The 15236-nt window shown below is 71.9% G+C and carries 22 protein-coding genes; 13 read left to right on the top strand and 9 right to left on the bottom strand.

Going from position 1 to position 15236, the window contains the following annotated elements; genetic code table 11:
• Nucleotides 1–10 precede the first annotated feature (10 nt).
• Nucleotides 11–799 carry an ABC transporter permease gene (locus tag QWU11_RS14180; RefSeq protein WP_290107808.1) on the top strand — a complete coding sequence of 263 codons (789 nt, stop codon included), beginning with the start codon at nucleotides 11–13 and terminating at the stop codon, nucleotides 797–799.
• A gap of 143 nt (nucleotides 800–942) precedes the next feature.
• A complete protein-coding gene (locus QWU11_RS14175) occupies nucleotides 943–1395 on the top strand; it encodes a peptidoglycan-binding protein (protein ID WP_290107799.1) in 453 nt (150 codons plus the stop codon).
• A 51-nt stretch (nucleotides 1396–1446) separates the two neighbouring features.
• On the opposite strand, the gene QWU11_RS14170 is transcribed toward QWU11_RS14175, so the two are convergent.
• A complete protein-coding gene (locus tag QWU11_RS14170) occupies nucleotides 1447–2523 on the bottom strand; it encodes a VIT1/CCC1 transporter family protein (RefSeq protein WP_290107796.1) in 1077 nt (358 codons plus the stop codon).
• Nucleotides 2513–2935, bottom strand: coding sequence for a Fur family transcriptional regulator (locus QWU11_RS14165; RefSeq protein ID WP_290107792.1), 423 nt, complete (start codon nucleotides 2933–2935; stop codon nucleotides 2513–2515). The genes QWU11_RS14170 and QWU11_RS14165 overlap by 11 nt, the downstream gene beginning before the upstream one ends.
• A 299-nt stretch (nucleotides 2936–3234) precedes the next feature.
• Here QWU11_RS14165 and QWU11_RS14160 point away from each other — a divergent pair, with 299 nt between their 5' ends.
• Genes QWU11_RS14160 through QWU11_RS14110 form a run of 11 tightly spaced genes read left to right on the top strand, consistent with a single transcriptional unit; the run spans nucleotide 3235 to nucleotide 10287 of the window.
• A complete protein-coding gene (locus QWU11_RS14160; RefSeq protein ID WP_290107789.1) occupies nucleotides 3235–3498 on the top strand; it encodes a hypothetical protein in 264 nt (87 codons plus the stop codon).
• A 21-nt stretch (nucleotides 3499–3519) separates the two neighbouring features.
• On the top strand, nucleotides 3520–4395 hold the full coding sequence (locus QWU11_RS14155) for a xanthine dehydrogenase family protein subunit M (protein ID WP_290107773.1): 876 nt from the start codon (nucleotides 3520–3522) through the stop codon (nucleotides 4393–4395).
• 1 nt (nucleotide 4396) lies between these two features.
• On the top strand, nucleotides 4397–4933 hold the full coding sequence (locus tag QWU11_RS14150; RefSeq protein ID WP_290107768.1) for a (2Fe-2S)-binding protein: 537 nt from the start codon (nucleotides 4397–4399) through the stop codon (nucleotides 4931–4933).
• A gap of 2 nt (nucleotides 4934–4935) precedes the next feature.
• Nucleotides 4936–7320: an aerobic carbon-monoxide dehydrogenase large subunit gene (locus QWU11_RS14145; protein WP_290107764.1), complete on the top strand. Its 2385-nt coding sequence runs from the start codon at nucleotides 4936–4938 to the stop codon at nucleotides 7318–7320.
• The gene (locus QWU11_RS14140) at nucleotides 7320–8246 is read left to right on the top strand and encodes an XdhC family protein (protein ID WP_290107756.1); all 927 of its coding nucleotides are present in this window, start codon (nucleotides 7320–7322) and stop codon (nucleotides 8244–8246) included. Before QWU11_RS14145 ends, QWU11_RS14140 begins: the two co-directional genes overlap by 1 nt.
• Entirely contained in the window at nucleotides 8247–8828 is a 582-nt protein-coding gene (locus tag QWU11_RS14135) for an SRPBCC family protein (protein WP_290107755.1), read from the top strand. It begins immediately after the preceding gene.
• 11 nt (nucleotides 8829–8839) lie between these two features.
• Nucleotides 8840–9094 (top strand): hypothetical protein, encoded by a 255-nt coding sequence (locus QWU11_RS14130; protein WP_290107754.1) that lies wholly within the window; start codon nucleotides 8840–8842, stop codon nucleotides 9092–9094.
• 14 nt (nucleotides 9095–9108) lie between these two features.
• Nucleotides 9109–9336, top strand: a complete 228-nt coding sequence (locus QWU11_RS14125) for a hypothetical protein (protein ID WP_290107752.1) — start codon at nucleotides 9109–9111, stop codon at nucleotides 9334–9336.
• An 11-nt stretch (nucleotides 9337–9347) separates the two neighbouring features.
• Nucleotides 9348–9632 carry a hypothetical protein gene (locus QWU11_RS14120; RefSeq protein ID WP_290107743.1) on the top strand — a complete coding sequence of 95 codons (285 nt, stop codon included), beginning with the start codon at nucleotides 9348–9350 and terminating at the stop codon, nucleotides 9630–9632.
• Nucleotides 9633–9634: 2 nt separating this feature from the next.
• On the top strand, nucleotides 9635–9931 hold the full coding sequence (locus QWU11_RS14115) for a hypothetical protein (RefSeq protein ID WP_290107739.1): 297 nt from the start codon (nucleotides 9635–9637) through the stop codon (nucleotides 9929–9931).
• Complete coding sequence (locus QWU11_RS14110) at nucleotides 9928–10287, top strand: hypothetical protein (protein ID WP_290107733.1); 360 nt, start codon at nucleotides 9928–9930, stop codon at nucleotides 10285–10287. The genes QWU11_RS14115 and QWU11_RS14110 overlap by 4 nt, the downstream gene beginning before the upstream one ends.
• Nucleotides 10288–10291: 4 nt before the next feature.
• Here the strand turns inward: QWU11_RS14110 and QWU11_RS14105 are convergent, their stop codons facing one another.
• The 7 genes from QWU11_RS14105 to QWU11_RS14075 form a co-directional block, all read right to left on the bottom strand.
• Nucleotides 10292–10732, bottom strand: a complete 441-nt coding sequence (locus tag QWU11_RS14105; protein ID WP_290107730.1) for a hypothetical protein — start codon at nucleotides 10730–10732, stop codon at nucleotides 10292–10294.
• A complete protein-coding gene (locus QWU11_RS14100; protein WP_290107717.1) occupies nucleotides 10729–11016 on the bottom strand; it encodes a hypothetical protein in 288 nt (95 codons plus the stop codon). The genes QWU11_RS14105 and QWU11_RS14100 overlap by 4 nt, the downstream gene beginning before the upstream one ends.
• Nucleotides 11017–11026: 10 nt before the next feature.
• Nucleotides 11027–12160 (bottom strand): VWA domain-containing protein, encoded by a 1134-nt coding sequence (locus QWU11_RS14095; RefSeq protein WP_290107714.1) that lies wholly within the window; start codon nucleotides 12158–12160, stop codon nucleotides 11027–11029.
• Nucleotides 12153–13028, bottom strand: coding sequence for a MoxR family ATPase (locus QWU11_RS14090; RefSeq protein ID WP_290107712.1), 876 nt, complete (start codon nucleotides 13026–13028; stop codon nucleotides 12153–12155). The genes QWU11_RS14095 and QWU11_RS14090 overlap by 8 nt, the downstream gene beginning before the upstream one ends.
• A gap of 1 nt (nucleotide 13029) precedes the next feature.
• The gene (locus tag QWU11_RS14085; RefSeq protein ID WP_290107710.1) at nucleotides 13030–13296 is read right to left on the bottom strand and encodes a hypothetical protein; all 267 of its coding nucleotides are present in this window, start codon (nucleotides 13294–13296) and stop codon (nucleotides 13030–13032) included.
• Between the two features lie 103 nt (nucleotides 13297–13399).
• Nucleotides 13400–14365, bottom strand: coding sequence for an XdhC family protein (locus tag QWU11_RS14080; RefSeq protein WP_290107707.1), 966 nt, complete (start codon nucleotides 14363–14365; stop codon nucleotides 13400–13402).
• A 21-nt stretch (nucleotides 14366–14386) separates the two neighbouring features.
• Nucleotides 14387–15181 carry an alpha/beta fold hydrolase gene (locus QWU11_RS14075; protein WP_290107702.1) on the bottom strand — a complete coding sequence of 265 codons (795 nt, stop codon included), beginning with the start codon at nucleotides 15179–15181 and terminating at the stop codon, nucleotides 14387–14389.
• Nucleotides 15182–15236 lie beyond the last annotated feature (55 nt).

Genomic DNA, 15236 nt, shown 5'->3' with positions numbered 1-15236 from the left:
GGAGCCTTCCGTGACGGTCACGAACACCCTGCGCCCCGGCCGCGCCCGCACGATGGTCGAGCGCAACCTGATGATCTACCGCCACACCTGGCCGGTGATCCTCGCCGAGATCTTCGAGCCGCTGCTGTACCTGCTGGCGTTCGGCGTCGGCATCGGCGCGCTCGTCGGCCGCGTGCCGGGCCTGCACGACGCCTCCATGACCTACCCGCGGTTCGTGGCGCCGGCGCTGCTCGCCACCGCCGCGATGAACGGGGCCATGAACGAGACCACGTTCAACATGTACGCCAAGCTCGCCACCGACAAGACCTACGAGTCCATCCTCACCACGCCCATGTCCGTACGCTCGGTCGCCGTCGGCGAGGTGTGCTGGGCCCTGTTGCGCGGCGCCCTCGTCTCCAGCACCTTCCTCGCCGTCGTGAGCCTCCTCGGCCTGGTCCGTACGCCGGCGGCGCTGCTGGTCGTCCCGGGCGCGCTGCTGATCGGGTTCGCCTTCGCCTCGATCGGGCTGCTCGTCGTGACGCTCCTGCGGAGCCGGCAGGACTTCCAGCTGATCCAGCTGGTGATGCTGCCGATGTTCCTGTTCGCCACGACGTTCTTCCCGCTGGGCGTCTACCCGCGCCCCGTCCGGGTGTTCGTCGAGGTCCTGCCGCTCTACCACGGCATCGAGCTCACCCGGGCGGCCTTCCTCGGCACGGGCGGCGGCGGCCACTTCGTCGTGTCCGCGGTCTACCTCGCGGTGCTCGGCACCGTCGCGCTGACCCTCGGCGTACGCCGGCTGGAACACACCCTGCGAGGCTGATGGATCACTGACCGTAAGGTCAGGCCCTCCTGACCGGACCGCCAGTCCCGGTTTGCGAGGCAAACGCCCACCTGCCCCTGGACGTCCTACATACGTTCCCCCGCACCGAGGCGGGGAGAAACCACCATGGGGAGGTGGATCGCATGACAGCTGAGACGCCATGGCCGATCCTGAAACGCGGGAGCTCCGGGCCGAACGTGACGACGCTGCAGTACCTGCTGCGCGGCGCGGGGGAGGGCGCGCTCGCCGCCGACGGGGAGTTCGGCTCGGCGACCGAGACCGCCGTACGGGAGTTCCAGGCACGGGCCGGGGCGACGGTGGACGGCGTCGTCGGCGACCGGACCTGGACCAGGTTCACCGACGGGGTCACGCTCGGCTCGACCGTTCGCCGCGGCAGCAGGGGTGACTTCGTACGGGCGGCGCAGAACGAGCTGCTCAAGCTCTTCTACTTCGGCTCGTCCGACGCCGTGGACGGGATCTTCGGCAACGCCACAGAGGAGGCCGTCCACGCGTTCCAGGAGAGCGTGGGCATCGCCGCGGACGGCGTCGTCGGCCCGCGCACCTGGCGTGAGCTGATCGGCCACGACCCGGAGTGACCTGCGGCGTAGGCCCGTATGGCCCCGTGAGCGTCACGGGGCCATACGGGCTCAGGTTCCGATGAGGTGGCCGATGACGTAGACGGCCAGCGCGGCGCCTCCGCCGATGAGGAGCTGGCGGGCGCCCGAGCGCAGCGCCCTGCGGCCGTTGAGCAGGCCGAGCGCGGCGCCGACGCCGAACAGCGCGGTCGCGGCCAGGGCGATCGCGACGACGAGCGCGGCCGTACCCGAGGCGAACAGGTACGGCAGGACGGCGACGGCCGCCCCGGCGGTGAAGGCGACGAGGCTCGAGAACGCGGCCGACCAGGGCGAGCCGAGCTCGTCCGGGTCCAGGCCGAGCTCCTCGCGGGCCATCGTGTCCAGGGCCGCGTCGCGGTCCTTCATGATGGTCGTCGCGACGCGCCCGGCCTCCTCGGCGTCCAGGCCCTTGGCGCGGTAGATCAGCGCCAGTTCCTCGGCCTCCGCCTCGGGGTCGTCGCGCAGTTCCTCCGACTCCAGCTCGATCTCACGCTCGTACGCCTCCCGCTGGCCGCGCATGGAGACGTACTCCCCGGCCGCCATGGAGAACGCCCCCGCGAGCAGCCCGGCGAGGCCGGCGAACAGCACCGTACGGCCGGCCGCGCCGGACCCGGCGAACCCCATGACCAGTGAGGTGTTGGAGACGAGCCCGTCGTTGACGCCGAACACCGCGGCCCGCAGCGTGCCCGAACGATCGCCGCGGTGCCACGGCTCACGCCGGATGCCGCCCTCGTCGCGCATCCGGGTCAGCACGCGGGCGTGCGAACGCTCGTCGGCGGCCATCCCCGCCTCGGCGTGCGGGTCGCCGTCGTACAGGCCGGCGTCGGCGTGCTCGGCGCGCTCCACGAACGGCAGCACGGCGTCGGCGGAGAAGCGGCGGGCCAGCCAGGACAGCAGCCGCGTACGCGGCCCGGGACCCCCGGCCTCGGGGACCGCCTCGCCGAGCTCGGTGAGCTTGGCCGCCCAGTGCGCGGCGTGCCGCTCCTCGGTCGCGGCCAGCTCCTTGAAGATCTCGCGTCTCTCGCCGGCGGCGCCCGCCGCCAGCCCCCGGTAGAGGGCAGCGCTCTGCCGCTCCGACCGCAGGAGATCACGGAAGCGTTCAGCGCTCATCACGAACCTCCGCGCAGCGATGGCAGGTCCCGTGGAAGAGGACCTGCGCCTCGTCGATCACTCCGACGTCCTCGCGCGGAGTGAGACAGGGCCGGGCGTCGACGGCGCAGGACACGTCGCTGACCTGGCCGCAGCGCCGGCAGACGAAGTGGTGGTGCCAGGTACGGGCCTCCTCGTAGAGGACCGCGCCGCGCCCGACGTCCGCGCGCAGCACGAGCCCGGCGCCGGCCAGCGCCACCAGTGAGTTGTAGACGCTCATCCGGGAGTGCGCGACGTCGTTGCGCACCAGGTGGGCGTACACCTCATCGGCCGTACGGTGACCGCCCAACGCGCGGAGGGCGCCGACCACCGCGAGCCGGGGCCCGGTCGCCCGCAGCCCGGCCTCCCGCAGCCGTGTCGCCACCTCGTCCATCTCCACCACCTTGTATTTGGACCAAGTACAAATATACCGCACCACACAAAGGGCATTTGGGGCATATCCCCTCGAAGTGACGTCGCGAGGTTACAGTTCGCGGACGGCGCAGCACACCGTCCGGACCATCACTGAGCTGCGCCGACGCGTCACATCGCGCGTCCGCGGAGGAGGCGCCGGGAGGCGGCGTAAGTAATGCCTTAATCCGCCGTTGCCGGGGGTCCGGCGGCGGTGGAACATAACCGTCGTTTGATGCGGCGACGGCGCCTCCCGGTTCCGTCCGGTGGAAGGGGCATGCCATGCCGGTCGAGTCGGATGGGCACAGCCGGGGCAACCCACGCCTGTACGAGCTGTTCGAGAACGCCCCAAAGACGGGCAAGAGCCCCACGGTGTGGGCGTTTCCGCAGTTCGTGGACTTTCTGAAGGTCGCGGGCCAGCCCGTGCAGGGCCCCTGGCCGCCGCACCAGCGTCCGCGGCCCGACCCGGCCGAAGAAGAGCCGGGACCGGTGGCCGTACCCGATCCAGAGGCCGACGCTGCGCCCGGAACCCGCGCCGATTCCTGAGTCCCGACCCCGGAGGTAACCATGTATCCGTCGCGGTTCCGCTACGAGGCGCCCCGCTCGATCGGCGAGGCGCTCGAGCTGCTGCGCGCCGGGGACGGCGAGGCCAAGGTGCTCGCCGGAGGCCAGAGCCTGGTGCCGCTGCTGAAGCTCCGCTTCGCCTCGCCGGAGCTGCTGGTGGACATCAACGGCCTGCCCGGCCTGGACTACCACCGGGCCGATCCGGACGGCACGATCCGGGTCGGCGCGCTGTGCCGGCACGCCGACCTCGAACGCTCCACGCTGCTGGCCGGCCGCCAGCCGACGATGGCCGCCGCCGCTCCGCTGGTCGCCGACCCGATCGTCCGCAACCGCGGCACGCTGGTGGGGTCCCTCTGCCACGCGGACCCGCAGGGTGACTGGTCCGCCGTCGTCACGGCGCTCGGCGGGCACGTCGTCGCGGAGGGGCCGGACGGCCGCCGCGAGATCCCGATCGGGCGATTCGTCGACGGCCCGTTCCAGAACGCCCTGGCCTATGACGAGATCGCCGTCGAGGCCGTGATCCCCGCACCCGAGGGCACTCCCGCCGGCGGCTATCTCAAGCTGGAGCGGCGGGTCGGCGACTTCGCCACCGCCGGCACCGCGGTCGCGGTCGAGACCTCCGGCGGCCTGGTCACCCGCGCCGGGATCGCGCTCACCGGCGTGGGCGGGTCCACGATCGACGCGGCCGAGGCGGCCAAGGTCCTCGTCGGCCGGCCGCTGACCGCCGACGTCATCGGGGAGGCCGCCGCCCTCGCGGCGCAGGCGGCGCAGCCGAAGTCCGACCACCGCGGCAGCGCGAAGTACAAGCGGCATCTGGTGCACACCTTCGTCGAGCGCATCCTCACGCGCGTCGGCGACACGACGGAGAGGGCGGCCTGAGATGGCACTGTTCGAGGAGATCGCCGCCGAGCCGTCCGAAGCCATCCCGGTCCGGCGCGTGACGATCAGCGTCAACGGAGAGCGGCGTACGGCCGACATCGAACCCCGGCTGCTGCTGGCCCACCTGCTGCGGCAGGGACTGCGGCTCACCGGCACGCACACCGGGTGCGACACCACCAACTGCGGCGCCTGCACCGTGCTGGTCGACGGCAAGGCGGTCAAGAGCTGCACCATGCTGGCCGTCCAGGCCGACGGGCACGAGGTCACCACCGTCGAGGGGCTGGGCGGCGCGAGCGAGCTGCATCCGCTGCAGGAGAGCTTCCGCGACGAGCACGGCCTGCAGTGCGGCTTCTGCACGCCGGGCATGATGCTGGCGGCCAAGGCGTTGCTCGACGAGGTGCCCGACCCCAGCGAGGACGAGGTCCGCTGGGCGCTGTCGGGCAACCTGTGCCGCTGTACCGGATACCAGAACATCGTGAAGTCGGTCCTGCTCGCTGCGCGGAGAATGCAGGGACAGCCCGCCGCGGAGGAGAGCTGACCATGACGGCACTGGACGAGATCAAGATCGGCGGGATGGGCGCCCGCCGCCCGCGCGTCGAGGACAGCCGCTTCATCCGCGGTCGCGGCAACTACGTCGACGACATCACGCTGCCCGGCATGCTGCACATGGAGATCCTGCGCAGCCCGCTGGCGCACGCGAAGATCAAATCGATCGACACGAGTAAGGCCTGGGACATCCCCGGCGTACGTCTCGTGCTCACCGGCGAGATGATGGCCACCCGCAACCTGGCCTGGATGCCGACCCTCTCCTACGACACGCAGGCCGTGCTGGCCACCGACAAGGTGCGCTTCCAGGGCCAGGAGGTCGCCTGCGTGATCGCGGACGACCCGTACATCGCCAAGGACGCCTGCGAGGCGATCGTCGTCGACTACGAGCCCCTCCCGGTGATCGTGAACCCGACGCAGGCCACGGCCGAGGGCGCGCCGCTGATCCGCGACGACAAGGAGAACCAGCCCGACAACGTCATCTACGACTGGGAGGTCGGCGACCGGGCCGGCACCGACCGGGCCTTCGAAGAGGCCGACGTGATCTCCAAGATGGAGCTGCACTACCCGCGGTCGCACCCGTCGCCGCTGGAGTGCTGCGGGTCGATCGCCGACTTCGACCGGGCGACCTCCAAGCTCACCGTCTACATGACCACGCAGGCGCCGCACATCGTCCGCGCCGCCGTCGCGCTGATCGCCGAACTGCCCGAGCACATGATCCGCATCATCTCTCCGGACCTCGGCGGCGGCTTCGGCAACAAGGTGCCGGTCTATCCCGGCTACGTCATGTCGATCCTCGCCTCGATCCTGACCGAGCGCCCGGTGAAGTGGATCGAGGACCGCAGCGGCAACCTCATCTCCACCGGGTTCGGCCGCGACGTCTACCTCCAGGGCGAGATGGCGCTGCGCTCCGACGGCAAGATCCTCGGCGTCCGCATGCACACCGACGCCGACCACGGCGCGTTCTTCGGCGACGCGCAGCCGAGCAAGTTCAAGATCGGGCTGATGCACTCGGCGTTCGCCTGCTACGACATCCCGGCCGCGCACCTGACCGCGCGGGGCATGTACACCAACAAGGCGCCCGGCGGCGTCGCCTACCGATGCTCCTTCCGCGTCACCGAGGCGATGTTCTTCCAGGAGCGCATGGTCCAGGCGGCAGCCGACGACCTGGGCATCGACCAGGCGGAGTTCCGCCGCCGGAACTTCGTCCGCGACGACGACTTCCCGCACCGCACCCCGTTCGGCTTCCTCACCGACTCCGGCCAGTACGGCAAGTGCCTCGACGTCGGGCTGAAGGCCGTGGGGTATGAGGACTTCCTCCGCGAGAAGGAGGAGGCGCGGAAGCGGGGACGCCTCCTCGGCATCGGCATCTCGACGATGACCGAGCCGCTCGGCGCGGGCAACAGCCGCGAGTACGACATCCTCGGCATCAAGATGTTCGACTCCGCCGAGCTGCGCGTGCACATGACCGGCAAGGCGATCCTCCGTACCGGCGCGAAGACCCAGGGCCAGGGCCACGAGACCACCTGGGCGCAGATCGTCGCGCACGAGCTGGGCCTGCCCGCCGAGGACGTCGTGGTCGAGGAGGGCGACACCGACACCGCGCCGTTCGGCATGGGCACGTACGCCTCCCGCAGCACCCCGGTCGCCGGGGCGGCCGTGGCGATGGTGTCCCGCAAGATCCGGGCCAAGGCGCGCAAGCTCGCCGCCCACCTGCTGGAGGTCTCCGAAGAGGACGTCGAGTGGGAGCTCGGCCGCTTCTACGTACGCAGCGCGCCGGACCGGGGCGTCAGCATCCAGGAGTGCGCGATGGCCGCGTACAGCAACATGCCCGACGGCATGGAGCCCGGCCTGGAGGGCAACGCCTACTACGACCCGCCCAACCTGACCTGGCCGTTCGCCTGCTACATCGTCACGGTCGAGGTCGACCCGGAGACCGGCGTCTGGGACGTGCTCAACACGGTCGCCGTCGACGACTGCGGCGTGCGCATCAACCCGATGGTGGTCGAGGGCCAGATCATGGGCGGCCTGACCGAGGCGTACGCCATGGCCAGCATGCAGTTCATCACCTTCGACGCCGAGGGCAACTGCGTCGGCTCGAACTTCATGGACTACCTGCTGCCGACCTCGTGGGAGACGCCCGGGTACGAGCTGCACGAGGTCGTCACCCCGTGCCCGCACCACCCGCTCGGCGCCAAGGGGATCGGGGAGTGCGCGACCGTCGGCGGCCCGGCCGCCTTCGTCAACGCCGTGATGGACGCGATCAAGGACACGGGCGTCCGCAACATCGACATGCCGCTGCTGCCCGACCGGGTGTACGAGGCGCTGTCCGAGCGGCACGACGTGTCCGGCGCGCCGCCGGTGAAGGTGGATGAGTGATGAGCGGATGGGACGTCATCGACCAGGCCGGCGAGCTGGCGCGCGCGGGTGAGGAGTTCGCGCTGGCCACCGTGGTGTGGCGGCAGGGCCCCTCGTCCGGGCAGCAGGGCTCGCGGGCGATCATCACCGCCGACGGCGGGCTCACCGGCTGGATCGGCGGCGCCTGCGCCGAGCCCGTCGTCATCCGCGAAGCCCGTGAGGTGATCCGCTCGGGGGAGTCGCGGCTGCTGCTGCTCGGCACGCCGGACCGCTTCGGCGCGGCGGTCCCGGACGGCATGGCCGTCATCCCGATCTCGTGCCAGAGCGAAGGCGCGCTGGAGGTCTTCATCGAACCGGTGCTCCCCACCCCGCACCTCGTGGTCGTCGGCCGCTCGCCGATGGCGCACACGCTCGCCGACCTCGCCCGGGCCCTGGGCTGGCGGGCCGACCTGCGCGACGGCCCGGACTTCTCCGCCGCCGACGCCGGCCCCCGTACGGCCGTGGTGATCGCCACCCAGGGACACGGCGACGAGGAGGCCGTCGAGCAGGCGGTCTCGGCCTCGCCCGCCTTCGTCGGGCTGGTCGCCTCCCGGCGCCGCGGCGAGGCCGTGCTCGGCTACCTCGCCGACCGCGGCGTGCCACAGGACCTGCTCGACCGGGTGCGCGCGCCGGTGGGCCTGGACCTGGGGCACACCTCGCACCGGGAGATCGCCGTCGCGATCCTGGCCGAGCTCGTACGGCTGCGCGCCGCCGGAGAGCTGCCCCGTACGGGGGAACCCGTCGCCGTACCCGCGCCGAGGATCGACCCGGTATGCGGGATGACGGTGGAGGGTCCGGGCCCCGTGGCCGAGCACGACGGAGTCACCCACCACTTCTGCTGCGCCGGCTGCCGCGACGCCTTCGTCAAGGACCCGGGTGCCTACGCCTACGCCCGACAGGAGGCCTGAATGCTCATCAAGAGCGACTTCGAAGTCCCCGAGTCACCGGACAAGGTGTGGAGGTTCTTCGACGACATCCCGGGAGTGGCGGCCTGCCTGCCGGGCGCCGAACTGACCGACGACCTCGGTGACGACAAGTACCGCGGTAACGTCTCCATCCGCATGGGCCCGGTCCGGATGCGGTTCGCCGGAACGGCCGAGATCAGGGAACGCGACGACGCCGCGAGACGCATCGTGGTCGACGCGGCCGGCGCCGACGAGAAGGGCCGCGGCCAGGCCGCGATGTCGGTGACGGCCAACGTCGTGGCCACCGCGCGCGGCAGCCGCGTCGAGGTGGCCCAGGATCTCCAGCTCTCCGGCGCGGCGGCGCAGTACGGCCGCGGCATGATCTCCGACGTCACGTCGGTGCTGATGCGCGACTTCGCGGTGAACATGCAGACCCGCATCGACGCGATCGAGAAGGGCCTGTCGCCGGACCAGATCAAGACCGGCTCGGCCGGCGGCCTCACGATCGCCCTGCGCGCCATGCGGATGGCGCTCGGCCGCGTGGCGCGCCGCTTCTTCCTGCCCTACCAACCCGACCGGACGTGAGGAGGCCGCTCATGGTCTTGTGGTGGATCGGCAACGCGGTGCTGTTGCTGGTGGTCGTCCCCGTACTCGTCGCGCTCCTCAACCGGGTGCTGGCGGCGCTCGAACGCATCCGCGGCGCCGCCGATGACATCCTCGCCGGCGGCGTCGCGCTGGCCGGCGAGCTGGACGGCGTGCCCGAGGCGCTGGCCAAGACCGACCAGACCATCCATGACGTGGCCGTCGGCGCGACCCGGTACGCCGGGTCGGTCGGCAAGCTGCTGAGCTGAAAGGAGGGCGCGCCATGCCCGCCGTCGCCTGGGTGACCCTGGTCATCACCACGCTGATCGTCGCCGCCGCCGCGCTCGGACTGCTACGCGTGATCTTCCATCTCAGGGCGGTGCGTCAGACGCTCGGGGACGTCATCGGAGGCGTCGCCGTCGTCGCGGACCGGACCCGTACGGTCCCCGAGGTCCTGCCGTCGGTGAACGCCGAGCTCAAGCCGGTCCGCGACTTCTGCGAAACCGTATGAAAGGGGGGACGATGTCCGGTTCCGCCGTCCACGTGGCCGCCGCTTCGAGCGGCTCGACCACGGGCTGGGCGATCGGCTACACGGTCGCGATCGTCGTCGTCCTCGTGGTCGTCGCGCTGGTCGTGCCGATCCTGCTGCTGGCCCGCTCGATCGGCGGCCAGGCGAAGACGATCGACGACTCGCTGACCGAGTCGGTCCACAACACCGCCGCCCTGAAGGAGCTGAGAACGACGATCGAGCACGCGCAGGTCATCGTCGCCGGGCTCGAACGCGGACGCACGAGACTGGGAGGCTGACCATGGGCACCGGAGACCTGGCGCTCACGTCCACACAGCGCGGGCTGTGGTGGGGAGCGATCATCGGCGGGTTCGTCGTCGTGCTGGCGGTGGCGGCCCTGCTCACCCTTCTCGTCGTGCTCGTACGCACGATCGACCGGCGCGTCGCCATGGTGCGCGACACGCTCAAGGCCGCGGCGGCCAACACCGCCGACACCACGCTGATCGCCGAGACCGGCGAGGGCGTCGACGCCGTACTGGCCGAAGGACTCAAGCACCACCTGTTCCTGGGCCGGGTGCTGGACAAGGTGAGGATGTGACGACCATGGTGGTGCTGTCGGTCATCGACATCGCCCTGCTGATCGCCGGGCTCGCGTTCTACCTCTTCGTGGTCGGCTCACAGCTCGGCCGGATCGCGACGAACCTGGAGGAGTGCCGCGACCTCGTACGGGAGATCGGCGACAACGCCAAGCCGATCATCCCGGGCGTCGACCACATCAACCGCACGGGCGGCGTCGTGGCGGGCGCCCTGCCCCTGCTGTACGGGATGGCCGAGGGCATCGTCACCGGCGTGACACCCCGGCCGGAGGAGCCGGCCGAACCCGTCCCGGCCCGCCCGGCGTCCGGCCGCCGCCGCTCCCGCCTCCACGACGGCGTCGGCTACTCACCTCGGTAGCGGTTCAGGAGGGGTCGCCCGGGTCGCGGCCCGTCGTCAGGGGGCCGGTGGTGGGGGCGGAGTACTCGCCGATCCACTCGGCCTTCCACGACGGCTCGTACGCCTGCTCGTTGCACCCGGGGCGGTAGACCGAGCTCAGCTCCTGCACGATCTGCTCGCGGTGGGCGGTCAGCCCGCCCGGCACCTCGTACGTGCAGACGTAGAGCTTGAACCGGCTGCCCGCGCGCTTCACCCAGCACGCCGAGCGCGGGTGGCCGAACGGGAAGCGCTCCCGTGCCGGGTCCTCGTAGTGGCCCACGTAGATCACCGCGTAGCGGTCGGGCCGGGTCTCCGGCTCGGGGCGGTACATGACGGCGTACACGGCGGGCGCGTCCGGAGGGGTCCAGCCGGCGAGGACGCGCGGGCCCTCGAAGGGGTAGCCGGCCAGCGAGCCGAGCCTGATCACGCGAGGAAGCCGAGGTCGTCGTCGTCCTCACCGATCACCCCGACGTCGGCGATCGGCCACGACGGCAGGCCGGCGCGCTCCGCCGCGCGTGCGAACTCCGCGGAGGCCTTCTGGACCGCGCCCTCGCGGCTGTCGGCCTCGACGGACAGCTGCGCACCGTAGCGCGTCGTGCCGATGCCGGACGCGATGCCGCTGTGCACGGCCACCGCGTCGGCGAGCTCGACGATCTCCTCCCGGGTCATCACCCGGTCGCCTTCGGCCGCCAACGTCACGCTCCACCTCACGTACCGGCTCCTAACTCAACGAGGGCAGCAGCGCCGCGAACTCCTCGAGGCTGCGCAGATCGTGCCCGGACAGCAACAGGTCGATGTGGGGCGCCGCGACCATCATCCCGAGGGTGTTCGGCCGGTAGTCCACGCTGTTGCCCTTGTGCGGATTCAGCCACACCACGCGGTGGCACAGCCGGGACAGCCGGTCCATCGCGGTGGCCAGGACGTCCGGGTCGCCGCGGTCGAGGCCGTCGGAGCAGATCACCACGATGCCGCCCCGGCACGCGCCGCGCCGCCCCCAGCCGCGGACGAACGCGTCCAGCGACGCGCCGATGCGCGTGCCGCCCTCCCAGTCGACGACGGCCGCGGCGGTACGCTCCAGCGCGTCGTCGGGCCGGCGGCGGCGCAGCTCTCGCGTGATGCGGGTGAGCCGGGTGCCGAAGCAGAACACCTCGACCCGCGCGGCCGTACGCGTCGTCGAGTAGGCGAACTGCAGCAGGTTGCGCGAGTAGTCCGCCATCGAGCCGGAGATGTCGAGGATCAGGGTCAGCGGGCGCAGCCGCAGCCGGCGGCGGCGCCAGAACAGCTCGGACGGCTCGCCGTGCGCGCGCAGCGTCGCGCGGACCGTACGGCGCAGGTCCGGTGCCCGGCCGGCGGGCGCGGCGACGCTGCGGCGGGTACGGCGGCGGGGCGGGGTCAGCGCGATCGTCTTGATGATCCGGCGTACCGCCGCGAGCTCTTCGGGCGTGCAGGCCGCGAACGCCTTGGTCCGCAGCGTCGCGGCGTCGGAGGCGACCAGGCCGAGCCGCGTCTCCTGCTCCTCGCGTTCGCGCTCGCCCGGTTCGTTCTGCGGGACCTCCAGCGTCGCCTGGGCCTCGGCCCGCGACTTCACGGTGTACGGCCGGTCCGGTGCCGGCTCGTCCTCGCCGTCGTCGAGGAAGTAGCGCCGGAACACCCGGTCATAGACCGGGATCTGCTCACGCCGGGTGACGAGCGTGGTCCGCCCGGCCCAGTACAGGTCGAGCAGGTCGGCCGGGTTCAGCGGGGACATCGCCTCGCAGTAGGTGAGCACGTCGCCCGGCCCCACCGGCAGACCCGAGTGACGCAGCTCCCGCGCGAAGCCGACCAGCGACCGGACGTACGCCGGGTCGTCAGGCACCGAAGGTGACCCGTTCGAGGTCGTCGCGGACCGCGTCGAGGTCGTCGCGCTCCTTGACGACCGCGCCGATCGTGTCCTCGACGGCGCCGGTGGTCAGCTCGGACTCGCCGAGCACGTCGAGCGTCCGCACCCAGTCGATCGTCTCGGCGACGCCCGGCGGCTTGGCGAGGTCCATGCCGCGCAGCCGGTTGACCGCGGCGACGACCTTGCGCGCGAGCGTCGCGGAGATGCCCGGGGCGCGTACGAGCACGATCTCGAGCTCGCGCTCGGCGCTCGGGTAGCCCACCCAGTGGTACAGGCAGCGGCGCTTCAGCGCGTCGTGCAGCTCGCGCGTGCGGTTGGAGGTGAGGATCACCAGCGGCGGCCGCTCGGCCGCGATGGTGCCGATCTCGGGGACGGTGATCTGGAAGTCGGACAGGAGTTCGAGCAGGAAGGCCTCGAACTCGTCATCCGCCCGGTCGACCTCGTCGACGAGCAGCACGGCCCGGTCGCCGGCGCGTACGGCCTCCAGCAGCGGCCGTTCGAGCAGGAACTTCGGGCCGTACAGCCGGTCGACGGCCTGGTCGTCGTCCAGGCCGCGCTCGGACAGCGCCCGGATCTGCAGCATCTGACGGGCGTAGTCCCATTCGTACAGGGCCTGGTTGGTGTCGATGCCCTCGTAGCACTGCAGCCGGATCAGCCTGCGGCCGAGCACCTCGGCGAGGACCTTGGCGATCTCGGTCTTGCCGACGCCGACCTCGCCTTCGAGCAGCAGGGGCCGGTCCAGCGACAGCGCCACGAAAACCGACGTGGAGAGCCCGCGGTCGGAGAGGTAGCCGCCGCCGCGCAGGACCTCGGTGAGTTCGCCGACGGTCTCCGGACGATCCATGTCAGGAGCGGTCGGACGGCGGCGTGCCCAGGACAAGGTCGCGGATCGTGCCGCCCGAGTGGTCGAGCTTGCCCTCGCGTTCGAGCCGGTCGCGCCACGCCGTACGCAGGTCACTGCCGGGCTCGGCGAAACCGTCGAAGCTGACGTGCTTCATGTTCTTGCACGGCTTCTGCGTGCCGCAGGCCTCGTCGAGGTCGGTACGGTCCTGGCCGTCCACGGCCCACACCGCGCGCAGCACCTCGACCGCGTCATCTGGTCGTTGACCCATGCTCGGACTCCTTTCGGCCGACCGGCCCACTGTAGGTCGCCCCGCTCAGGTCCGGCGACGGCGGATTAACCTTTCGCTTTACCGGGCCGCGTCACCTGGCGAATCACTTGGCCTCGAGCGCGGACGCGTGGATCGGCCCGGGACGCGAACCCAGGGGTACGGCCTCGGTGCCGGACCTGACGGCGAGCGCCTCGGCGAGGATGGAGACCGCGATCTCGCCCGGGGTGCTCGCGCCGATGTCCAGGCCGGCCGGCCCGTGGATCCGGTCCAGCTCGGTGACCCCGTGCTCGGCGAGCCAGCGGGCACGGGCCTCCTGCGTACGGCGTGAGCCGAGCGCCCCGACGTACCCGGCGCCGCCGGACAGCACCGCCATGAGCGCCCGGCCGGCGATCTCGGCGTCGTGGCTGATCACCACGGCGTTGTCCAGCGCGGACAGCTCGGCGAGCACCGTGGCGGCCTCGTCGGCGTCCGTCATCGTCTGGGTGTTCCAGCCGAGCAGACCGGCCGCCGCGACCAGCGCCTCGGCGATCGCGCCGCGACCGATGATCACGAGCTTGGGGATCGGCCGCCAGACGGTGATGACCGCGTCGCCGGCGACGGCCGTGCCGCTGGTCGCCTGGCGGAACAGCGTTCGCGCGTCCTCGCCCGCCTCGTCGATGGTTTCCGGCCCGTACACGGAGGTCTCCACGACGTCGGTGCCGTCGAGCCGCGTGACCAGGCAGACCGGCTCGCGCCTGTCGAGGCGTTCCCACAGCGCGACGGGCAGCTCGGTCGCCGGAAGGATCAGGCAGCGGGCGTCCCCGCCGCATGCCAGGCCGGCCACGAGCGCGTCGACCTCGCCGACGCGCAGGTCGACGAGCCGGCCGCGGCTCTCCGCACCGGCCAGCTCGGCGAGCCGCTCGTTGAGCGAGCCCGACATGACCGACCCCACCCGGCCGCCGCCGGGCGTGATCATGAGTGCCTCGGTGTGGTCACGGGCGCTGAAGCCGCGCGTCTCGACGGCCCACGCCACGTCCACCTGGGTACCGGCACGAAGACAGGCGGCGACGCTGATGGCGATGTCGTACATGCTCCGAGCCTACGGCCTGTCTCAGCGGATTGTCCCTGCCGGCAGGGCGCCGAGGAAGGCGAGAAGCGCCCGGTCGAACGCCTCCGGGCGCTCCAGGTTCGGCAGGTGCCCGGCGTCCTCGATCACCGTGAGCGCCGAGCCGGGGATCAGCGCGTGCATCCGCCTGGCGTCCGCGACCGGGGTGTACTCATCCTCCTCGCCGACGACGATCAGGACGGGTGCCGTGGCCCCCTCCAGCGACGCGGCGTAGTCCGGGCGTTCGGCGCGGCCGCGCAGCGCCGCGGCGGCGCCCTCCGGCGGTGCGGCGAGCATCATGCCGAGCACGTGCTCGGCCACCGCCGGACGGTGTTCCACCGTCGCCGGCGCCACCATCTTCGGCAGGACCTCCTCGGCGTACGGGCGCATGCCCTCGCGGAGCAGCCGGTCGGCGGCCTCGTTGCGCGTACGGCGGCCCTCCGGGGTCTCCGCCCACGGCGCGGTGTCGGCGAGCACCAGGCCGCGGATCCGCTCGGGTACCCGCCGGTGGATCTCCATGGCGATCTGCCCGCCCATGGACAGCCCGCCGAGCACGAAGTCGCCGGCGCCCAGGCGACCGGCCAGCTCCACGACGTCGCGGGCGAACGCCGCCAGCGGCGTCTTCCCCGGTACGACCGTGCTCTCGCCGTAGCCGCGCAGGTCCGGGGCGATCGCCCGGTAACCGGCCTCGGCGAGCCGTCGTACCTGCGGCCGCCACATCGAGCGGTCGAACGGGTGGCCGTGCACCAGCACGACGACCGGCGCGCCGGTCTCGCCCACCGCGTCATAGGCCAGGGTCATCGCGCTCCTCCGGATCGTTGTCATCTCAACGCTAGGGAGGGCGACGACTCAGAGC

The sequence above is a fragment of the Actinomadura sp. DC4 genome (assembly GCF_030406325.1).
In the GTDB taxonomy this organism is placed as follows: Bacteria; Actinomycetota; Actinomycetes; order Streptosporangiales; family Streptosporangiaceae; genus Actinoallomurus.
The sequence above is the reverse complement of the archived record's forward strand: the minus strand, read 5'-3'. Positions and strand labels throughout refer to the sequence as shown.

What these genes read in the sequence shown, in the direction of transcription:
- QWU11_RS14175 (WP_290107799.1), top strand. Translation starts at nt 943, where the DNA reads ATGACAGCTGAGACGCCATGGCCGATCCTGAAACGCGGGAGCTCCGGG.
- QWU11_RS14170 (WP_290107796.1), bottom strand. Translation starts at nt 2,523, where the DNA reads ATGAGCGCTGAACGCTTCCGTGATCTCCTGCGGTCGGAGCGGCAGAGC.
- QWU11_RS14165 (WP_290107792.1), bottom strand. Translation starts at nt 2,935, where the DNA reads ATGGACGAGGTGGCGACACGGCTGCGGGAGGCCGGGCTGCGGGCGACC.
- QWU11_RS14160 (WP_290107789.1), top strand. Translation starts at nt 3,235, where the DNA reads ATGCCGGTCGAGTCGGATGGGCACAGCCGGGGCAACCCACGCCTGTAC.
- QWU11_RS14155 (WP_290107773.1), top strand. Translation starts at nt 3,520, where the DNA reads ATGTATCCGTCGCGGTTCCGCTACGAGGCGCCCCGCTCGATCGGCGAG.
- QWU11_RS14150 (WP_290107768.1), top strand. Translation starts at nt 4,397, where the DNA reads ATGGCACTGTTCGAGGAGATCGCCGCCGAGCCGTCCGAAGCCATCCCG.
- QWU11_RS14145 (WP_290107764.1), top strand. Translation starts at nt 4,936, where the DNA reads ATGACGGCACTGGACGAGATCAAGATCGGCGGGATGGGCGCCCGCCGC.
- QWU11_RS14140 (WP_290107756.1), top strand. Translation starts at nt 7,320, where the DNA reads ATGAGCGGATGGGACGTCATCGACCAGGCCGGCGAGCTGGCGCGCGCG.
- QWU11_RS14135 (WP_290107755.1), top strand. Translation starts at nt 8,247, where the DNA reads ATGCTCATCAAGAGCGACTTCGAAGTCCCCGAGTCACCGGACAAGGTG.
- QWU11_RS14130 (WP_290107754.1), top strand. Translation starts at nt 8,840, where the DNA reads ATGGTCTTGTGGTGGATCGGCAACGCGGTGCTGTTGCTGGTGGTCGTC.
- QWU11_RS14125 (WP_290107752.1), top strand. Translation starts at nt 9,109, where the DNA reads ATGCCCGCCGTCGCCTGGGTGACCCTGGTCATCACCACGCTGATCGTC.
- QWU11_RS14120 (WP_290107743.1), top strand. Translation starts at nt 9,348, where the DNA reads ATGTCCGGTTCCGCCGTCCACGTGGCCGCCGCTTCGAGCGGCTCGACC.
- QWU11_RS14115 (WP_290107739.1), top strand. Translation starts at nt 9,635, where the DNA reads ATGGGCACCGGAGACCTGGCGCTCACGTCCACACAGCGCGGGCTGTGG.
- QWU11_RS14090 (WP_290107712.1), bottom strand. Translation starts at nt 13,028, where the DNA reads ATGGATCGTCCGGAGACCGTCGGCGAACTCACCGAGGTCCTGCGCGGC.
- QWU11_RS14085 (WP_290107710.1), bottom strand. Translation starts at nt 13,296, where the DNA reads ATGGGTCAACGACCAGATGACGCGGTCGAGGTGCTGCGCGCGGTGTGG.
- QWU11_RS14080 (WP_290107707.1), bottom strand. Translation starts at nt 14,365, where the DNA reads ATGTACGACATCGCCATCAGCGTCGCCGCCTGTCTTCGTGCCGGTACC.
- QWU11_RS14075 (WP_290107702.1), bottom strand. Translation starts at nt 15,181, where the DNA reads ATGACCCTGGCCTATGACGCGGTGGGCGAGACCGGCGCGCCGGTCGTC.